The organism is Bradyrhizobium sp. 14AA, assembly GCF_054185205.1.
In genome coordinates, this window is the sequence record NZ_JAVAYM010000016.1 from 1 (window position 1) to 19267 (window position 19267).

The 19267-nt window shown below is 65.2% G+C and carries 19 protein-coding genes; 9 read left to right on the forward strand and 10 right to left on the reverse strand.

All coding sequences use genetic code 11. The annotated features are described in order from the left end of the window. Positions 1-264: 264 nt before the first annotated feature. Both RAD15_RS25995 and RAD15_RS26000 read right to left on the reverse strand, forming a co-directional pair. Positions 265-1212 carry a TAXI family TRAP transporter solute-binding subunit gene (locus tag RAD15_RS25995; protein WP_458181045.1) on the reverse strand — a complete coding sequence of 316 codons (948 nt, stop codon included), beginning with the start codon at positions 1210-1212 and terminating at the stop codon, positions 265-267. Between the two features lie 344 nt (positions 1213-1556). Beyond that, on the reverse strand, positions 1557-2036 hold the full coding sequence (locus RAD15_RS26000) for a hypothetical protein (RefSeq protein ID WP_458181046.1): 480 nt from the start codon (positions 2034-2036) through the stop codon (positions 1557-1559). Between the two features lie 199 nt (positions 2037-2235). Between RAD15_RS26000 and RAD15_RS26005 the strand changes: the two genes are divergently transcribed. After that, positions 2236-2544 (forward strand): hypothetical protein, encoded by a 309-nt coding sequence (locus tag RAD15_RS26005; protein ID WP_458181047.1) that lies wholly within the window; start codon positions 2236-2238, stop codon positions 2542-2544. A 134-nt stretch (positions 2545-2678) separates the two neighbouring features. Here RAD15_RS26005 and RAD15_RS26010 read toward each other — a convergent pair whose 3' ends face one another. Beyond that, complete coding sequence (locus RAD15_RS26010) at positions 2679-3896, reverse strand: hypothetical protein (protein WP_458181048.1); 1218 nt, start codon at positions 3894-3896, stop codon at positions 2679-2681. A gap of 73 nt (positions 3897-3969) precedes the next feature. Then, entirely contained in the window at positions 3970-4599 is a 630-nt protein-coding gene (locus RAD15_RS26015; RefSeq protein WP_458181230.1) for an NUDIX hydrolase, read from the reverse strand. 67 nt (positions 4600-4666) lie between these two features. Here RAD15_RS26015 and RAD15_RS26020 point away from each other — a divergent pair, with 67 nt between their 5' ends. The 5 genes from RAD15_RS26020 to RAD15_RS26040 all read left to right on the forward strand — a co-directional run bounded on the left by RAD15_RS26020 (position 4667) and on the right by RAD15_RS26040 (position 10494). Continuing rightward, positions 4667-5092, forward strand: coding sequence for a PaaI family thioesterase (locus RAD15_RS26020; RefSeq protein ID WP_458181049.1), 426 nt, complete (start codon positions 4667-4669; stop codon positions 5090-5092). A 267-nt stretch (positions 5093-5359) separates the two neighbouring features. Next, entirely contained in the window at positions 5360-6382 is a 1023-nt protein-coding gene (locus RAD15_RS26025) for an aldo/keto reductase (RefSeq protein WP_458181050.1), read from the forward strand. A gap of 16 nt (positions 6383-6398) precedes the next feature. Next, the gene (locus RAD15_RS26030; RefSeq protein WP_458181051.1) at positions 6399-7712 is read left to right on the forward strand and encodes a tetratricopeptide repeat protein; all 1314 of its coding nucleotides are present in this window, start codon (positions 6399-6401) and stop codon (positions 7710-7712) included. 202 nt (positions 7713-7914) lie between these two features. Then, the gene (locus RAD15_RS26035) at positions 7915-8493 is read left to right on the forward strand and encodes a hypothetical protein (RefSeq protein ID WP_458181052.1); all 579 of its coding nucleotides are present in this window, start codon (positions 7915-7917) and stop codon (positions 8491-8493) included. A 144-nt stretch (positions 8494-8637) separates the two neighbouring features. Beyond that, positions 8638-10494, forward strand: a complete 1857-nt coding sequence (locus RAD15_RS26040) for a sensor histidine kinase (protein ID WP_458181053.1) — start codon at positions 8638-8640, stop codon at positions 10492-10494. 31 nt (positions 10495-10525) lie between these two features. Here the strand turns inward: RAD15_RS26040 and RAD15_RS26045 are convergent, their stop codons facing one another. Together RAD15_RS26045 and RAD15_RS26050 are read right to left on the reverse strand one after the other, a co-directional pair. Beyond that, complete coding sequence (locus tag RAD15_RS26045) at positions 10526-12085, reverse strand: oleate hydratase (protein ID WP_458181054.1); 1560 nt, start codon at positions 12083-12085, stop codon at positions 10526-10528. Between the two features lie 104 nt (positions 12086-12189). After that, a complete protein-coding gene (locus RAD15_RS26050) occupies positions 12190-14004 on the reverse strand; it encodes an AMP-dependent synthetase/ligase (protein WP_458181055.1) in 1815 nt (604 codons plus the stop codon). A 111-nt stretch (positions 14005-14115) separates the two neighbouring features. Between RAD15_RS26050 and RAD15_RS26055 the strand changes: the two genes are divergently transcribed. From RAD15_RS26055 to RAD15_RS26065, 3 genes are all read left to right on the forward strand, one after another. Beyond that, complete coding sequence (locus tag RAD15_RS26055) at positions 14116-14463, forward strand: DUF3088 domain-containing protein (protein WP_458181056.1); 348 nt, start codon at positions 14116-14118, stop codon at positions 14461-14463. 275 nt (positions 14464-14738) lie between these two features. After that, positions 14739-15308 (forward strand): cysteine hydrolase family protein, encoded by a 570-nt coding sequence (locus RAD15_RS26060; protein WP_458181057.1) that lies wholly within the window; start codon positions 14739-14741, stop codon positions 15306-15308. A gap of 155 nt (positions 15309-15463) precedes the next feature. Continuing rightward, complete coding sequence (locus tag RAD15_RS26065; protein WP_458181058.1) at positions 15464-15781, forward strand: hypothetical protein; 318 nt, start codon at positions 15464-15466, stop codon at positions 15779-15781. A gap of 45 nt (positions 15782-15826) precedes the next feature. Here the strand turns inward: RAD15_RS26065 and RAD15_RS26070 are convergent, their stop codons facing one another. The 4 genes from RAD15_RS26070 to RAD15_RS26085 all read right to left on the reverse strand — a co-directional run bounded on the left by RAD15_RS26070 (position 15827) and on the right by RAD15_RS26085 (position 19048). Further along, the gene (locus tag RAD15_RS26070; RefSeq protein WP_458181059.1) at positions 15827-17098 is read right to left on the reverse strand and encodes a flavin monoamine oxidase family protein; all 1272 of its coding nucleotides are present in this window, start codon (positions 17096-17098) and stop codon (positions 15827-15829) included. Between the two features lie 9 nt (positions 17099-17107). Beyond that, entirely contained in the window at positions 17108-17818 is a 711-nt protein-coding gene (locus tag RAD15_RS26075; protein WP_458181060.1) for a RibD family protein, read from the reverse strand. A gap of 20 nt (positions 17819-17838) precedes the next feature. After that, on the reverse strand, positions 17839-18513 hold the full coding sequence (locus RAD15_RS26080) for an FABP family protein (RefSeq protein ID WP_458181061.1): 675 nt from the start codon (positions 18511-18513) through the stop codon (positions 17839-17841). A gap of 355 nt (positions 18514-18868) precedes the next feature. After that, entirely contained in the window at positions 18869-19048 is a 180-nt protein-coding gene (locus tag RAD15_RS26085) for a hypothetical protein (RefSeq protein ID WP_458181062.1), read from the reverse strand. Positions 19049-19267 lie beyond the last annotated feature (219 nt).

Here is a 19267-nt window from a genome sequence, read left to right on the forward strand (position 1 = left end):
ACTGTATTGTGGTGCGGCATGGCGCTGATCTCCATTCGTGTCCCGGAACGCTTGCAGACGTCCAGGATCGAGTAGAATCAACGCCATGCGCTCTGTCCAATAATTTTGAACCGGACAGCCGTGGGCTGAACCCGGGCATTGCGTTCTCTCCGTCATTCCGGGGCGGCTCGCCAGAGCCGAAGCCGGAATCTCGAGATTCTCAGGTGCGCAATTGCGCACCATAGTTCGATGCTTCGCATCGCCGCGGAATGACGACCGAGCGACTTACTTGATCAGCCCTTTTTCCTTGTAGTAGCGGATCGCGCCGGGATGCAGCGGGACCGGGCTGCCATTGGCGGCAGTCTCGAGCTTGATCTCTTTGCCCGCGGCATGGGCATTCTGCAATTCCGGCAGCGACTCGAACACCAGCTTGGTCATCTGATAGGCGAGGTCGTCCGACACCGCAGAGCTGGTCACGAGGTAGTTGACGACGGCGGCCGTCGGAACATCCTTGTCCTGGCCGGTATAGGTGTTGGCCGGTATGATCGCCGAGATGAAGGGCGGGCCGATCTTGTCGACGGTCTCCTTCGGCACCGACACCACCGTGATCGGGCTCGAGGTCGACAGATCCTTCAGCGAGGCGACGCCGAGGCCGGCCGATTGCAGCGTGGCCGCGAGCTGGCGGTTCTTCATGAGGTCGACGGATTCGGCGAACGGCAGATATTCGACCTTGCCGAGATCCTTGTAGTTCATGCCGGCGGCGCTGAGGATCGCGCGCGAATTCAGCTCCGTGCCGGATTTCGGCGCACCGACCGACAGGCTCTTGGCCTTGAGGTCGGCCAGCGTCTTGATGCCGCTCTCGGCGGTCGCGACGATCTGGATGTAGTTCGGATAGATCGCGCCGATCGTCCTCAGCTTGTCGAGCTTGGTCTTGAAGCCCGCCTCTTCCTCGCCCTCCCAGGCGGCCTTGAGCGAGTCACCCAGCGTGAACGCCAGCTCGCCGCGGCCCTGCTGCAGCAGGATCAGGTTCTCGACCGACGCCTTGGTGGCCTGCACCTGCGTCTTCACATTCGGAATCTTGTCGCCGTAGATCTTCCCGATCGCGACCCCGAGCGGATAGTAGACGCCCGAGGTGCCACCGGTCAGCACGTTGATAAAGGATTGCGCATGCGCGCAAGGTGCCGACGCCGCCAGGGCAAGAGCCGCGGCCACGCCGAAAATCGTCCGTTTCATGATTTTTGTACTCCCCAAACCGGCGCGAAATTGGCCGGATGAGGGGAGCGGGTCAACCCATCCAAAAGGCAAAACAGGACTGCGGCAAATGGCAGATCCAGCTCGACTTTTGGGGAACCGGGCAGGTGCGGCGAGGTGGCGCAGCCGCCCGCGACACATCCTTCGAGACGCCCGCCTACGGCGTGGCAACAATTTCAACAGGCAAAGCTGCCGCTCAGCCTCATCCTGAGGAGACCGCGGAGCGGTCGTCTCGAAGGACGAGGCGTTCGCTCAGGCCCCGCCAAGCTCATATGCGATAGCTCTCCCCCGCAAGCGGGGAGAGAGTCACCCCTTACTGGCAAATCCTACTGGAACGTCATGTCCAGGCACTTGGAGATGTCGGAGCCGAGGCCGGAGGAGATGATGATGCAGCCGCGCACCTTCTGCGCGGTCACGTCGGCGGCCCAGACCGAATAGCCGCCGGGGCCGAAGAACGAGTTGGTGTTCGGCGGCTCGGTCTCGGTTGCGTCGAAATCGTAATGTCCGTCAGTCTCGAAGATGCGCGGCTTCTTGGTGCAGCCGCCGTCGGTCTGGACGTTGATGACTTCCTTGTTGTCGCGCGTCAGCGCCAGGGAGACCTGACAACGGAAATATTCCGAGGTTTTTGTGTTGAAGAGGTAAGTGTAGGACTTGCAGGTCGCCGTGTTCAGCTTGCCCGGAGCAAGGCCGCGGCTGCAGGAAATCCGCTGGTTGTGACTGAGTTGGTAATCGTCGGCCCGGGCGGCCGGCGCCAGTGCCGTCAGCGACAATGCAGCAGCCCAGCAAAGTTTCATCACATGGCGCATCCGAATCATCCCCCACCAATATCTTTGTCGAATTGCGTTCTAGACGGAAAGCGGAACATAGTCGCGAGGGGACGAAGGGAAAATCACAAACTGCTGGGCAAGTCGTGATGCGCTGCGGCGCTTTCGCAAGTTGACCCGGAAATATCGTTCGTGATTTGTTCAAGATGGGCAACCCCAATGGATGGGGAAGGATGGGATCATGGCATTTTCAACGAAGACATTTGGACTTGTTTCGGTAGCGATTGTAACGGCGTTCGCCACACCTGCATGCGCGCAAGCCCCGGCAACGCCGTGGGAGCTCAAGCCCGACACGGGCTATGCCTATGACAGGGACGGCAAGACCTTTTCCTACAAGATGGGCACCAGCAATGCCGGCGAGCTGCTGAAGGGCGCCAAGAAAGTGCCGAAGGGCACGCTGTTCTTCCTCGGCCACAACGGCCAGCTCTACATGCGCAGCGGCCCGTATCTCGAAGGCGACGGCAAGTTCAAGTTCGGGTCGGATCAGTAGGGGGGGAGCTTGTAGGGTGGGTTAGCCGAAGGCGTAACCCACCACTCGCTCTATCCGCGGAAACAGAAGAGGTGGGTTACGCCGAGCAGATGCACTTCGTGCATCCGCAGGGCTAACCCACCCTACGGCAGCTCCTAAAAGGCCCCCGCCAATTCCCTTGCGCCGGCATTGCTGCTGTTCGAGTCCATCCGCGTGTCCGTCACCGCGAGCAGCTTCGCCACCGTGTTGTGACGGATGGCGACCGGGTTGCGCTCATAGCCGCCACGCTGGAAGAAGTTCGAGGTCGGCACCTGCTCGCGCATCGCCTGCGGCATCGTCACCATGTCGAGGCCGGTGCCGTCGCCGGTGAGGTTCATCATTTCGAGCTCGGCCGCACTGAGCGGACGGCTGTAACCCTTGGCGCGCGCGAACAGCACCGAGGTCAAGAGCTTGTGGGTCTGCAGCATCGGGCCGATATCGATGTCGAGCACCATCGCATGCATGGCCCAGCCCTGCGCGGTGTTGCCGATCTTCTCGTGCTCCGACCAGGTATCGGGCACCGCCTTCGCATGCGCCACCATCCTCTTCAGCACTGCGAGCTTGTGCTCGAGCGACTGGCGCGCCGGCCCCGATGTCCGCGCCACCTTGTCGGAGAGCGCGCGGATGAATTCGTGGCCTTGCTCGGCGAGCAGCTCGACGCTGTTGGTCGTCAGCAACTGGTTGTAGCCCATCGCCGTCGAGATCGCGCGCTTGCCGCCATGCTCGATGCCCGCCTGCACGTCGTAGCTGCCGGTGCCGCCGGTCTCGAACGAATAGACCCGCACCGCCTGCTCGCGCGTCAGCCCCGAGGCGAGCGCGTAGCGCGCATAGGCGCGCTTGAACTCGACCTCGCTGGCCGGTCGCTGCGGCGTGAACTGGTAGAGCTCCTGCGCCGCGCGCAGGAGATCGGAGACGACGGGGATGGGCTTGCGCTCGGGCCGCGAGGGCGTTTCTTCCGGCTCCGGGTTCACCGGCCGCTTCGGTCCGCTATAGAGCGGCGGATGCTCCAGCACGTAGTCGTCGAGCGTGACCTGCTGTCCGTTGCGCCGCTTGGCATTGCGGCCTTTCCGCTTCTCGGAGATCTGGCTCCAATAGGCGCCGGCCTCCTCGTCGAAGGCCGCGCGCGCGGCCTGATATTCCCCAAGCTTGCGACGATATTCGAGCACCGCCGGCGAGGCCCCGCCTTGCGCGAAGAACTGCGAGAGCAGCTGGGCCTTGGCATCGCGGACGGCGGGCGGCAACGCTGCGGAGTCCTGGGCAAGCGCCGGCGGCGCGAACAGCGCGAGCGCGAGTGGAACCAGCGTCAGGGCATGTCGAATCGGGGAATGATGCATGCTGCCCTCTTAGCAGGCATCCGGTAACCGTCACGTTAACGCGCCGTTTACCTATTTTTTTCGTCCTTTTGCGTCACTTCCAGGCGAACACCGGCTGTTCCAGCTCGGTGACGCGGGTGTGCCGGCCCGCCAGCACCTCGCGGAACTGGTAGATCAGCGCCGCGGTCGGCGCGTGGATCAGGCTCATCTGGTGATGGAAGCGGATCACGCGGCGGGTGCTCTCGGGGATATCGGTGAAATCGAAGGCCTCGTCGCGCTCGATCGTATCGAGCGCGATGCGATGAACCGAGGCGACCTCGTCGGGGTTTGGTCTGATCGCTGCGCTGCCCGAGGCCCACACCACGACCGGCGTGATCAGATAGCCGGAGCGCGTCGGATAGTCGTCGAGCAGGCCGAGCACCGCATCGGCCGGAAGCTTGAGCGCGAGCTCCTCGTCGAGCTCGCGCAGTGCCGCCTCGACCGGCGTCTCGCCGGCATCGCAGCGTCCGCCCGGCAGCGCCCATTGGCCGCGATGGGCGCGCAGGTGTGAAGCACGCTTGGTGAGCAGAAAAGCGGTGTCTCCGCCGTCATTGGATGCGGTCAGCGCGAGCACCACCGCGGCACGTTTCAGTGCCGACGGCCCGGCCTCGTCAGGCAGCCGCGCGAATGAAGCGCAGGCCTCCGCGATATTCCGTCTGGTGGCATCGTCGAAAGCTCTCATGATGCTTGACTACACCAGGACCGCATCTGATGAAACGAGGAGAGATACGCGTGCAAGGATGGACGACGACATGACCAGCAAGGTCGCCGCAAGGCTCAAATCGGACGGCTGGACCATCCTGGAGACCACGGGCTTCATGCATCTGATCGGCCCGTTGTGGGAGCGCAAGGTCGACGGCCATTACGAATTCGCGCTCGCGACCGAGGACAAGCACCACAACCGCCGCGGCATGGTCCAGGGCGGCGTGATGATGACATTCGCCGACCGCACCTGCGGCATGACCGCCCGCTACACCTCCGGCAAGGAATTCATGGCGACGGTGCAACTCGACACCCATTTCGTCGAGGCCGGCCAGATCGGCGACATCCTGATCTCCCGCCCCCGCGTCGTGCGCTCCACGCGCAGCCTGATCTTCATGAGCACGGAAGTCACCGTCGACGGCCGCTGCATCGTGATGGCGAATGGCGTGTTCAAGATCTTGAAGGGGCCGGGATAAGGCCACACTGCGCACGACAAACTCCGTCGTCGTCCTGGCGAAAGCCAGGACCCATAACCACAGGGAGGAGTTGTGGCGCGAAGCTGGTAACTCCGAGGCTTCGCCAAGCGCAATCCTGTGGCTATGGGTCCCGGATCTGCGCGCGCTTGGGGCGCGCTTGTCCGGGACGACGAGAGGAGGCGGCATTGCTGGATTGCTTCACTGCCCTCGCAATGACCAGCGTAGCTGGCTATGCTGGCGCCAACGCAAGCGTTGAGGAAAGACCCCATGCAATACCGCCAACTCGGCCGCAGCGGCCTCAAAGTGTCGCCGATCTGCCTGGGCACCATGATGTTCGGCGGGCCGACCGATGAGGCTGCCTCGAAGCGGATCATCGACAAGGCACACGGCGCCGGGATCAACTTCATCGACACCGCGGACGCCTATTCGAAGGGCGCATCCGAGGAGGTCGTTGGTCGCGCCATCGCCGGCAATCGTCATGCCTGGGTGCTCGCGACAAAGCTCGCCAACCCCATGAACACTGAATCGGGGGACGATCCCAATCGCGTCGGCCTGTCGCGGCGCTGGGTGTTGCAGGCGGCCGACGAAAGCCTGAAGCGGCTCGGCACCGATCACATCGACATCTATTATCTGCACAAGGAAGACCACGCGACGCCGCTGGAAGAGACGGTGCGCGCGATGGGCGACCTGATCCGCGCAGGCAAGGTGCGCTATTTCGGCGTCTCCAACTACCGCGCCTGGCGCGTCGCCGAGATCTGCAACATCTGCGACCGGCTCGGCATCGACCGGCCCGCGGTGAGCCAGCCCTATTACAACGCGATGAACCGCATGCCGGAGGTCGAGCATTTTCCGGCCTGTTCCTACTACGGCCTCGGCATCGTGCCCTACAGCCCGCTCGCGCGCGGCGTGCTGACAGGCAAGTACAAGCCGGATGCAGCGCCCGACAAGGAGACGCGCGCGGGCCGCAACGACACCCGCATGATGCAGACCGAGTGGCGGCCGGAATCGCTGCAGCTCGCGCAGGAGATCAAGAACCACGCCGAGAAGAAAGGCATCACCGCCGGCCAGTTCGCGGTCGCCTGGGTGCTGAACTCCGCTTTCGTCTCCTCGATCGTCGCGGGTCCGCGCACCGAGGAGCAGTGGGACGGCTACATCGGCGGGCTCGACTATCGTTTCACCGCTGATGACGAGGCGCTGATCGACCGGCTGGTGGTGCCGGGCCATCCCTCGACGCCGGGCTACAACGACCCCGCTTATCCGATCGAGGGCCGCCGCGCGCGAACGGCTTGAACTCCAGGCACATCGAATGGCCCACGAAGACCGCTACGGACTGCCACTGTCCACCTCGTCACACGACGCGGCATCCGCCTATCGCGAGGGCGTCGACCTCATGCTTGCCGGCTGGACCGGCACGGCGGAGACGCTGGAGCGCGCCGTCGCAGCAGATCCGGACTTCGCGCTGGCCCAGATTGCCCGCGCCCGCGTGCACGCATTCTACCAGCAGGGTGATCTGGCACGGCAAAGGGCAGCGACCGCACGAGAGCTCGTGGCCAGGCACGGCACCGAACGCGAGCGTTCGCATGTCGAGACGCTGGCGCTCGCGATCGAGGGCCGGCTGCCCGAAGCAATCGCGGCGATGCGGAAACACATCGAGGCATGGCCGCGCGATGCCGTGGTGCTGTCGCTGCCGCTCGGCGCGTTCGGCCTGTTCGCGTTCTCCGGCATGGCCGATCACGACCGCGCGCGGCACGAGCTATGCCGGAGCGTCGCGCATCACTATGGCGAGGACTGGTGGTTCCTCACGCTGTACGGCTGGGCGATGACCGAGAATGGCGACGTCGCGCGCGGCCGCGGCGTCACCGAGCGCGGCTTCGGCCTCCGACGGGCCAACGCCCATGCCGCGCACGCGGTGCTGCATGCCATGTTCGAGGACGGCTCGATCGACGAAGCCGATCGGCTCGTCGACGACTGGATCCCCTCTTACGACCGCGCCGGGATTCTGCACGGCCACATCCGCTGGCATCAGGCGCTCGGCGCGCTCGAACACGGCGATGCGGCGCGCGCGCTTGCGATCTATGCCGACGTGCTCCAGCCCTCCGCCACGCAGGCTCCGCCGCTCAACGTCATCACCGACGGCTCGTCGCTCTTGTGGCGCCTGTCGGCCTACGGCCACGCCGTACCCAAGGCACTCTGGCTGGATGCCGACGCCACCGCGCAAAAACTGTTTCCGAAATCGAGCCTGCCCTTTGCCGACGTCCACATGGCGCTGTTCGCCGCGGCGACGCAAAATCGCGAGGCGCTCGCCGCACGCCTTGTCGTGATCGAGCAGCGCCTCGCCGAGGGCAAGCTGCCGGCCGGCCCCGTGGTGCCGGCGATCTGCCGCGCGCTGGCAGCCTTTGCCGATGAAGACTACACGGCCTGCGCGCAAACGCTCGCGCCGGTTCTCGCCGAGGTCGTGCGCATCGGCGGCAGCCACGCCCAACGCGAACTGATCGAGGACACCTTCATCGTCGCGCTGATGCGCAGCGGCGAGCTGCCCCGCGCCCGCGCCCTGCTGGACGCCCGCCTGCACCGCCGCCCGTCCTTGCGCGATACGCGGTGGCAGGCGGCCATGGGTTAGCCCTGCCACGAAAAAAACACCGGCCTGACGGCAAGTGCCGGCCGGGACGGGTTGGGCGATTTGGACGAATCGCCGTCGGGGTGGCGCGGTGGTATTCCAGTCGGGACTTGCTGTGAAAACGGGATCGCAACCAATTTGCGGTTCGATGGTTGTTGGACGGAACTTTTCCGCCGCCACGGCCCCCTGGCATACGAGCCTGACGATGCGCCTCTGTCGATCGGTCTTCGCCGCCTCGATCATGGCTTCGGCAAGCCCTTGTTTCGCCGAAACTTCCAGTCCCATTCCGGTCAACAACCCGCCGGCGCAGCAGAACGCCTTGATCGACCTGCTGGCGCTGATGTCCGGCCACTGCAAGACGCTGAGGGTCGCCGGGCGCACCTTCGCATGCAAGACCGTGGCCTACGCCCACGGTGACAAGGGCCGGGTCAATTTCGCGGTCGCCGTCGACGATCCCGCCGACGAAAATCACGTCGTGTCGTTCTCGGGCGAGAACGGCAAGCGCGCCGACGATAATTCCTACGAGCTGCCGATCGACCGCATGCTGCTCAACTCCAAGGACCGACCGAAGGTCGACGGCCTGCCGGTGCCGGCCGAACAGGCCTCGACCGGGGTCTGCCGCCAGACCGGCAACTTCGCTGCCAGGAAGGTGAACGACGTGACCTGCTCGGCCACCGACAGCGAAGGACGTCGATATGAACTGCTGTTCGTATCCGACGGCACACCGGTCAGTGTGCGCCGCATCCGGCAATCGTCGCCGTCGATCCAGGACCCGTTCAAGTAGCGGCACTTCGTCCCGCCCTCCTCGTCAGCGGAGCGGACGCGCATCCTTCCGTTGAAACTCCGGGTCAGCCTTGTATGCTCTTTGGCGCGTCCTCGTTGAGGAGCCCGATTGCAACCGGAGGCGGCGGGGCCCGAGAGTCCAGCAATGCGTATCATCACCGGGCTCGCGCGCATCCTGATCATCTGCCTGCTCGCAAGCCTGTCGCGTGAATGCATCGCAGCCGGCGGCCCGCAGCAGCGCTCGATCCTGGTTCTCGAAGAAGCCGACTTTCGCTCGCCGTTTTATTCGGAGATCTTTGCCGGCATCCGCGCCGCAGCGAAGCAGAACGGCAATATCCATACGGTGATCTACGGCGAGAGCCTCGATCTCGCCCGCTTCCCGGGACCGGGCTACGAAGAGAGCCTGGTCGATCACCTCAAGACCAAATATGCGCAGCGGCCGATCGACGTCATCGTGTCCATCGGCGTCACCTCGGCGAAATTCCTTCAGGCGCGGAAGCAGGAGATCTGGCCCGCCGCCCCTGTCGTGTACGGCTTCGTGCCCGATCTACCCGAGACGCGCGCGCTGTTCCTGCCCGATACGACGGCCGTCTTCGCCAGAGTGAGGCCGGCGCATCTCCTGACTGCAGCGCGCGCCATCGTTCCCGACCTGACCCGTGTCGTCCTCGTGGGCGACGCCTGGAAGAATCCGCTGGTGTACGGACACTGGAAGCAGGAATTCGCGGCCGCAATGCCCGGCCTGGAGGTTACCGATCTGTCCGACGCAGTGCTGCGTGAGGTCCGCAAGCAGGTCGCCTCCCTGCCCGACCGCTCCGCGATCCTGACCTCGGCGATGTATTCCGACGGCGAAGGCACCTATTATTCCCCGGCCGCGGCGCTCGCACGCGTCGCCGAGAGCGCGAACCGCCCGATCGTCATCACGTCCGATACGTTCCTCGGGCGCTCGGGCGTGGGCGGCTTCCTGCTGCTGCCGGACAGCATCGGACGGGAGGCCGGCGAAGTGGCGATGCGGATTCTCGACGGCGAAGCGCCGTCCAGCATCCAGCCCTTCAACGGCGACAACGTGAAGCCGATCTTCGACTGGCGACAGCTGAAACGCTGGAACGTGGACGAAGCCAATCTGCCTGCGGGCAGCGAGGTGCGATTCCGCGAGCCGAGCTTCTGGGAGCAGTATTACTGGCACTCCACCATCGTCGCGAGCGTCGTGCTGGTGCAGGCGCTGATGATCGCCATTCTGCTGCGCGAGCGCCGGCTGCGCTTCGTGGCGGAGGTCGAGGCACGTCAGCGCATGTCGGAGCTCGCCCACATGAACCGGCGCGCGACCGCGGGCGAGATGTCCGCCTCGATCGCGCACGAGCTGAGCCAACCGCTCGCCGCGATCCTGATCAACACCGAGACGGCCGAGCAGGTGTTGCGGCATCCGGCTCCCGACCTCGGCGAGCTCAGGGACATCCTGGACCACATTCGCCGCGATGATCAGCGCGCCAGCGAGGTCATCGGCCGGCTGCGCTCGTTTCTGAAGAGAGACCCGACCGAACGGCGCGAGATCGATCTCAACGCGACGGTCGACGAGGTGTTTCGATTCCTCTCGGTGCAGGCCCTGACCCACGACGTCGGGCTCGCGACGGAGCCGTCGTCCGCGGACATTCGCGTGAGAGGCGACAAGGTCCAGCTCCAGCAGGCCATCCTGAACCTCGTCGTGAACGGCATGGATGCAGTGGCCCATCTTCCGGACGATCGACGCCGCGTCGTCGGCCGGACCAGTCTTGCCGACGACAATCAGGCCCTCGTCTCCATCGCCGATACGGGCGACGGCATCCTTGCGGAAAAAGTGACCGAGATCTTCAGGCCGTTCTTCACGACCAAGACGCAAGGCATGGGCATCGGCCTGTCGATCGCGCGCACCATCGTCGAGGCGCATGGCGGGCAGATCTGGGCCGAAAACGCGACGTCAGGGGGCGCCGTCTTTCACATCAGCCTGCCGCTGGCGGCGTCGCGATAGCCGGCGACGTCGCCCCGGCGAAAGCCGGGCCTCACGCGAACGCCTTCTCCAGCGTCGCGAAGATCACCGCGAGCGACTTGTCGTGGCGGGTCACCGGCGGCACGGGACGATCGATCTTCATCAGCTGATAGACCGCCGTCTGCGCCGCGCGCACCGAATATTCGACGGTGAACACGACGTCGTCGGGGATTTCGACGAACTGGCTGACGAAGGCGAGGTTGACGGAATTCTTCGGCACCGGCAGCGGCCGGTCCGTGGCCGTGCGCGGCATGAACATGCTAGTGATGTAAGGCATGCGGCAGGGCACGCAGATCGCGTCCTCGAACACGCTTGTGTCGAAGTTCAGGTGCCCGCAAAGCTCCTTCAGGATGTCCGCGCCGCCGCACTCCGACATCGGCCTCCCCACGAAATTGCCGACGCGATCCGGATGCAGCGCATAGCCCCAGAACACCTGCACGTTCTTCGGCTGGCCGACGAAATGCGGCTGGTGATACAGCACCACCGACATCAGCCAGTTGGAATCCTTGAAGGTCACGAGCCCGCCGGTGCCGGCGCTGTTGCCGGAGAACGCCTCCATCTTCTCGAAGAAGCCCGGGTCGCGGCAGGTCACGGTGAAGGACAGCCAGTAGGATTCGGGGATCGAGGCGTTGAACGCGGACGGATTGCCGAATTCGGGGCGTCCCTTCGCAATGCTCTCCCAGAGCGCCCAGCCCTGGCTGTCTTTCTTGGTCAGATGCGGCGCCGGCTCGGTCATGGAGCCCAGGCTCGATGCATCGGTCATCGAGCCGTTCTGGAAGAATACGAGGTCGCCGTCCTCGAGCCGGACATTGGCGGTGCGGCCGTCACGGTCGAGCACGAGCTGGCGCACCCGCAAGCGTCCGTCCTCGCTCTCGATCGCCATGTCGGTGACGCGGGTGCCGCGCACGAACTGCACGCCCTGCCGCTTCAGCCAGTCCGCGAGCGGCCGCACGATCGCGTCATATTGATTGTAGACGGTGCGCTTGACGCCGCCGAGCGTCTCGATGCGCGGGAACTCGTTCATGAAGCGGTGCAGATAGCGCTTCAGCTCGACCGCGCTGTGCCAGGGCTGGAAGGCGAAGGTGGTCTGCCACATGTACCAGAAATTCGACTCGAAGAATTTCGGCGACAGCCAGTCGGTGATGCGGCTATTGCCGAGCTTGTCCTCGGAGGCCTCGGTGAGCCGCAGCAGCTCGAGCCGGTCACGTGCGGAGAAGCCCATATGCGAGACGTCGATCTTGAAGCGATTGCGGTCGACCAGCCGCGCCTGCGAGTGCGCCGGATTTTCCAGGTTGAACGCGATGGTCTCCTCACGCACGCTGAGTCCGGGATGTTCGAGCGAGGGGATGCTCGAGAGCAGGTCCCAGGTGCATTCGTAATGGTCGGTGGTTAGCATGCGCCCGCCGCGCAGCGAGTAGGCGCCGTTCGCGAGCAGCGCGCCGTCGAGGCTGCCGCCGACCAGCGGCTGCGCCTCGTAGATCACGATGTCACGCCCCGGCAGCTGCGCGTCGCGAACGAGGAACGCCGCACCCGCGAGCGATCCGATGCCACCACCGATGAAATACGCCTTCATGACTTGCCTCGATTGCCTTCCAATGTCGCGGCGACATTGCATCGCGTCGCGGCGGCCGAGGTTGCGCTGGATCAACCGCGAGAGGAGGCGAAATCACGTCGACGTTATCGCGCCGGCTTCTTCGCGTAGATCTGCTCGATCTCGGAGGCGAAGCGGCGTTCGAGCGCGGGACGCTTGTTCTTCAGCGTCGGCGTCAGCAAGCCGGCGGCAATGGTCCAGGGGTCCAGCGTCCACCACACCGCGCGTGGTGTCGCGTAGGATGGATAGGTCTTCACGGCCGCCGCGATCCGCGCGAGCAGAGCGGCCCGCTCCGCCGCGCCGCCCTGCTTGCCGCTCGCAGCTAACCTTTCCTTCTCCTGCACCCAGGCCTTTGCGTTGAGCACGACCAGCGCAGCGAGGAACGGCCGCTGTTCGCCGACCACCAGCGCCTGCTCGAACAGGGGGTCGGCGAGAATCGCGGTCTCCAGATCCACCGGCGCGATCTTCTCGCCGGTGGATGTGACCAGGATGTCCTTGATGCGACCGGTGATGGTGATGCGTCCGTTCTCGATGCGCGCCTGGTCGCCGGTATGCAGCCAGCCATCCGCGTCCTTGACGCGGCGCGTCTCGTCGGGCTGGTGCCAATAGCCGAGCATCACGCTGGGGCCGTGCACCAGCAGCTCGTCGTTCTCGCCCAGCGTGACCTCGATGCCGTCGAGGACGTGGCCGACCGAGTGCGGATCGTTGTCGTCGATGGTGTTGACGGAGACCACCGGCGAGGTTTCCGTCATGCCGTAGCCCTGGAGAATGTCGAGCCCGAGCGCGAGGAACAGGCGAATGACGGGCTCGGCGATCGGCGCGCCGCCGGAGACCGCGACCCGCAAACGGCCGCCGAGTTGTGCCAGCACCTTGTCGGCGACGAGCCGCTTGAGCAGCGGCCAGGCCAGCCGGTCGAGTGGCGACACTGCGTCACGGCCCTGACGCGCGTCGAAACGCCGGCCGCCGACGGCGATGGTGAGGTCGAGCAGCGCGCGCTCGATGCGTCCGGCCGATGCGCGATGCTGCATGATCAGTGCGTAGACCCGCTCGTAGATTCGCGGCACCGAGATCAGAACGGTCGGCCGCACATGCCTCAAATCCTCCGCGAGTTGCGGCACCGACCGTGCATAGGCAACGCACGCCCCGGCCGCGATCGGATAGTAATAGCCGCCGGTGCGCTCGAAGGTGTGCGAGAGCGGCAGGAAGGACAGGAAGACATCGTCGGGTTCGGCCTTGATACGATGCGCGATCGCCTTCACGTTGGCGACGATGTTGTCATGCGACAGCATCACGCCCTTCGGCCGTCCGGTCGTCCCCGACGTGTAGACGATGGCGGCGAGATCGTCCGGCTTGACCGCGACGTCGGGCAGCTGCGCGCTCGCGCCCGGTGCGTCCGCGAGCCAGCGGTCGAGCGCGACGATGCGCGCATCGGCGACGGTGGTCCCTGCCGCATCCGCGCAGACGACGCGCTTGAGATGATCGAGCGGCTGGCCGGTGGCTGCAATCGCCTGCCAGCGCTCGATCGTATCGACGAACAGCAGCAGCGCGCCGGAATCGGCGAGGATGTAGGCGATGCTGTCGGGGTTGTCGACCGCATGCATCGGCACCGGCACCAGGCCGCGCGACAGCGCCGCCTGGTCCATCGCAATGTGCGGAATGCCGTTTGGCATCAGGATGGCGACGCGTTCACCTGGCACGAAATGCTCTGCGGCCAGCGCCCGCCGCCAGAACTCGAATTCTGCATCGATCTCGTGCCAGGACTGGCTGATCCAGCGCCTGGCATCCGCGTCGAAATGGCGATAGGCCTCCGTCGCCGGCGTCGCCCTGACGCGCGAGCGCAGCAGCTCCGGCAGCGTCCTCACCTCGGCAAGTCCATCCGGTTGACTGATCGGCTCCGGCATGGCGTCCTTTCGCAACTTGGCGATTCCCCATCCATTTGGGGCTTCGACACTAGACCGGCCAGACCTCTCCGCCTTGATCCTCAGCAAGGCCGCCATGCTTCGGAGCGATCCATGACCCGCGACCGCCTGTTTCTGGTGCAACCCGGTTTCGAGGACCCGGCCTATCCGGGCCGCCGCTTCTATTGCTGGCATTGCGCGCTGATCGAGGGCCTGCTCGGCTCGTTTCCGAAGCTTGCCGAACGGCTCGACGTCGAGCGCATCGCATGGCCGCGCCCGCGGCAGGCCGTGATCGCGGTGGTCGGCGAGGAGAATCAGTGGCTGCCCTTGCTCGTACTGGCAGACGGAGCGACCTCGCCGCACCAGACCGGCGTCCATCAGGGCCGCGCCTTCATCGCCGACAAGGACGCGATCCTCGCCGCGCTCTCCGAACGCCACGGCTTTCCCGACCCGCATCCGTGAGGATGATAAGGTCGTCGCAACACTCATCCTCGTGTCCCGGACGCGGTGCAGCGCGCAGCGATGCTCCGCAGAGTCGGGACCCATGCCGCAACGAGTCCCGAGGCAACATGGGCCCCGGCTCTGCAGCGCACCGTCGAAGAGACGCTGCGCTGCGTCCGGGGCACGCGATCGTAGCCGGGTGAGCCACAGGTCGCGAAACGAGGGAAGATCGACATTGCGCGTTGTCCTCCTCGCCTCGCATATTTGCTTCAACAAATCGTCCGAAAGGTCCGACCATGCCCAATCCTCTCCCCGCCCTGATCGTCGTCGACGTCCAGCGCGCGTTCGACGAATGGGAGGCGGCGGGCAAACGGCGCAATAATCCGGATGCGGTAGCACGCATCGCCGATCTGCTGAGGGCGTTCCGAACAAGCGGCACGCCGATCTTTCATATCCGCCACGAAGGCACCAAACCGACATCGTCGTTTCTCCCCCAAAGCTCGGGCTACGCCGTCAAGGACGAGGCGCGCGAGCAGCCGGGCGAGACGGTAATCGTCAAGCGCGTCAACAGCGCCTTCATCGGCACCGATCTGGAAACGCGCTTGCGCGGGGCCGGCCTCACCACGCTCGTCATCTGCGGCGCCACCACCAATCATTGTGTGGAGACGACGACGCGGATGGCCGGCAATCTCGGTTTCGACGCGCAGCTCGTGCGCGACGCGACCTGGACGTTCGAGCGAATCGGACCCGACGGCGAGAGGCATTCCGCCGAGGAGATTCACGCGATGACGCTGTCGAACCTCAATGGCGAGTTCGCGCGCATCGTCACCACTGATGATGTGGTCGCGTCATTCGCGGCAGAGTGATGGCAGAGGCACGATCAACGCCGATGCCGCGACAATAAATCTCACGACGCGCGCGCATTGACACAGCCGCGCGCTGCGTCGTTTCGACGCCCGCACTGGCCGGAACGCAGCGAGCGCCCATCTGTTGTCACACGACATTCAACTGGAGTGATGACATGAAATATCTCTTTGTCGCGATGGCCGTCGGTGCCGCGACGCTTGCCGGCGGATCGGCGGCGAACGCGGCCAATAATTCAGGCGCGAGGCAGAACGCGCAAGCAAGCCAATCGACCGACATCAGCGCGCAGCACCGGCACCACGGCCACCATCATCACTGGCGCTCTCACCACCGCCATCACGGCTATTATCGCCCGCACTACCGCAGCTACGGCTATTACCCGCGGCATCACGGCTATTACGGCGGCGGACCGTACGGGTATTACGGCGGTGGCGGTCCCGGCGTCACCTTCGGCTTCGGCGGCAGCCGCTGGTAAGAGACAAGGCCCGCAAGTCAGCGGGCCTTTTTTCTGCTCGTCAGCCTATCCCCGCAGGATCATCCCGGCCGTCTCCAGCCCACTCGCCAGCGCGGCCTCGACCGTGCCCATGTCGGGGCCGCGATACAGCGCTTCGCCGGAGAACAACACAGAGCCATCAGCGCGCGCGAGCATCGTCTGCGCCGCGCGCGTCCACGGCGTCGCCCAGGAATAGGCGCCGCGGGCGAAGGGATCGTGTCCCCAGTTGGTCGCCGCGGACGCCACGAGATCGCGCGCGATGTCCTCACGCGACCGCTTGAAGATCGTAGCGAGGGACTCGAGCCCGGCATCGATCAGTCCTTGCGGATCGAGCTTCGCGAACCCCTGAGTGCGCGGGCCGCCGAACCAGCCGGTGAGCACCGGATGCTGGTCCGGATAGCGCGTCCACCACACCGGGATCGTCTCATCGGACAAAAGCAAGGTCATGTCCACGAGATCTTCCTTTTGCTCGCGCCACCATGGCCGCGAAAAGCGCAGCAGGATCTTGATGACGTTGCCGAAGCCGATGTCATCGGCGGCAGCAAGCTTCGCGCGCGTGCTCGTCGGCAGCGCCATCTCGCGCAGCAGCGGCAACGGCACGGTAAGGATCACGCGATCGCAGGCATGCACGTCACCGCCCGCGCAGCGAACGACGACCGCGCCGCCCTCCTCCGCGACGGCCGACACCGCGCAGCCGAGGCGGATCGCAACGCCGTGCCTGCGGCACTCAGCCGCCAGGAAATCGATCAGCGCACCGTAGCCGCCGATGATGCGCGCCTGCGGAGCATGGCCGCCATCCATCCATTCCTCGCGCAGCGCCAGCGTCGAGGCGCGCTCGGGGTCCGCCGCGTCATAGCCCTCGACCATCCGCTCGATCGAATGGCGCATCGCCGAGTACTCAGGCCCGGCAAAATGCCGGCGCAGGAAGTCGGCGACGGTGAGGTCGTCCTTCAAGTCCCGAAGCACGCCTTGCAGCTCGGCCTCGTGCGGGTCGTCGCGCTCCTCGCGCGAAAATCCTGTCCCGTTAAAACGCCACTGCTCGCCCGCGATCTCCCGAAGGGACAGCCCCGCCTCGCGCAGCAGTGCGCGCGTCACCGGTGCCTCGCCATGAACGAATTCCGCGCCGCCGTCGGCGGGATAGCCGAATTCCTGTGACGGCAGCGGATGGATGCGGCCGCCGCAGCGCTCGCGCGCTTCCAGGACGGTCACTGTCCTGCCCGCGCGCGCCAGCTCGCGCGCCGCCACCAGACCAGCCGCGCCGGCACCGACGATGACGATATGCTCTGATGTCTCGGACATGGCCGCGCTTCACTGGCTCGCGGCTTGCGGGTCGTTCCTGATCAGATAGCGCAGCAGCAGGACGCCGCCGCCGAGATCGCGCGTGTTCTCGAGCGTCATCGCCGTGATCGGCGCGCGCCGGTCGCGATCCGCCTCCGTCGAATCGAACACGAAGGGTGCGCCGCTTGCGCCATCGATCGCGGGGCTGAGGATCAGGTTGAATTCGTCGATGAGACCGGCACGCAGGAACGCACCATTGGCGACGCCGCCGCCCTCGACCAGCAGGCGCTTCACGCCGAGCTCGCGGTTGAGGATTTCGACCGTCAGCGCCAGGTCGATCTCGGACTTGCCGGCAAAGATGTAGGACACGCCCTCGCCCCGCAGCCCTGCGAGATGCGAATCCGGCACGCTCTCGGTCAACACCACCACAATCGGATCGCCGCCGATGTCGGAGCGGCCCCAGCCGATCTTGCCCTGCGCATCGAGCACGACGCCATAGGTTTTCGCGTCCTTCCGCGCGAACCAGCTTTCGCGCGGCACTTTCGCGCCCGTCGTCGCGGGATATGGCTTGCCCTTGGCGAACTCCGAGCCGGTGACGCGGCCGATCACCCAGGCATCGCCGCCGAGCTCGTCATGGATCTTCTCGAACCAGTCCCCGCCTGCCTGCCTGGGACGCCAGCGGCTGGGATGCGTGCGGCCGTCGAGACTCGAATGCATCAGACAGATGACATAGGGCTTCATGTGACTCTCCGGACTGCGCCTTACACCGCCGGCCCATCGCCCTTCTCATTCCCCTTGGCGCGATCGTTCACGATCTCCGCGAGCGGATTGAGCTTTGGCGGCGCGACGAGCTGGAGCGTGTTGGTGTCGCGATGGTCGAACGGCGCGCCGCGCACGAACAACTCGGTCCGGATCAGATAGGTCCAGCTGCCGTCGTCGTTGAAGGTGATGTCGCAGCGATAGGAGTCGGTGCGGAACGCCTGTTCCAGAAAATCGGTCGAACAGATGCCGTAAGCGGTGTCGCCGCGCTTCGCCGCCACCGAGATCGTCCCGTCATCCGGCCCGGCCTTGCCCGAGGCCAGCAGCACCTGTCCACGCGGGATCGCCAGCGTCTGCATGATCAGCCCGGTCGCGGGCTCCCAGAGCCAGTAGCCGACCTGATCGTGGAAGGTGATGTCTTCCTCGGGCGTGTTGATGTGGATGTGATAGCGCAGCCCGTAGAGCAGCTGCGGCCCGTTGGCCTGCGGATCGATCGGGTCCATCCTGATACGCTCGATGAAGGACCGCCGCTCCGGCCCCTCCGCCTTCGGATTGATGTCGATGCCCTTGTCGGCCTGCCAGATGCCGGCGAGACGGCGGAGCGGGCCGAGATTGGCAAGGCCGTCGGGCGAGACGTCCTCGGGCTCGGTGAAGATGTCGGCGGGAATGGGGAGCATGGCTGGCCTCGCGGAAAATTGCGGAGGCAGCAATAGCACGGGAACGGGAATCTGGCTCGTGCCCAAGCCTCACAATCGCGAATGGACATAGGCGCTACGCGCAGACGATTGTCGGGCCTCAAAGGACTTCGCCAAGGGAAAACGACGCGCGCAGCCTCGATGGCCTGGGGCGGCCCGCGAAACAGCGATTATTACGACAGTGCATTTGGTTCGGTGATTTTCGGACCATCAAACTCGCGATCGGTTCGAGCGTGGATCGAGTGTCACCGCAATTTCTGCTGGGAAGGAGCATGACCGTCTACATCACGCGACACGGAGCCGAACCCGATCTGGTTCGGCTCCGCCGCCGGAACGTTTAGTGGCGATGATCGCGGACTTCGGGTTGATTGCGGTGGTCCCTGACGATGGTCTGGTTGCGATGGTCGCGCACAATGGGCGGGTCGCGATGATCGCGCACGATGGTCAGCGCGTTGGCGGGCGTCACCGCGCCTGCCAACGTGATCGCTGCGAAAGCCACAAGGATGTAGTTGCGCATGAGTCTTGTCCTTTGCCTGGGTGGATCACTGCGAGCCACCTGACAACAGGCTAGACTGACCGGCTGAAATGATATGTGTCGTCGATCACGCGGCGATTATCGATACGCCGGCGACCACGCATGGTCCAATCGGAAAACAGGCCAGCCGCAGCGTTTTTGTAGCCCGGATGGAGCGAAGCGCAATCCGGGACCGATGAACCGCATCGCACGACTGCCCAC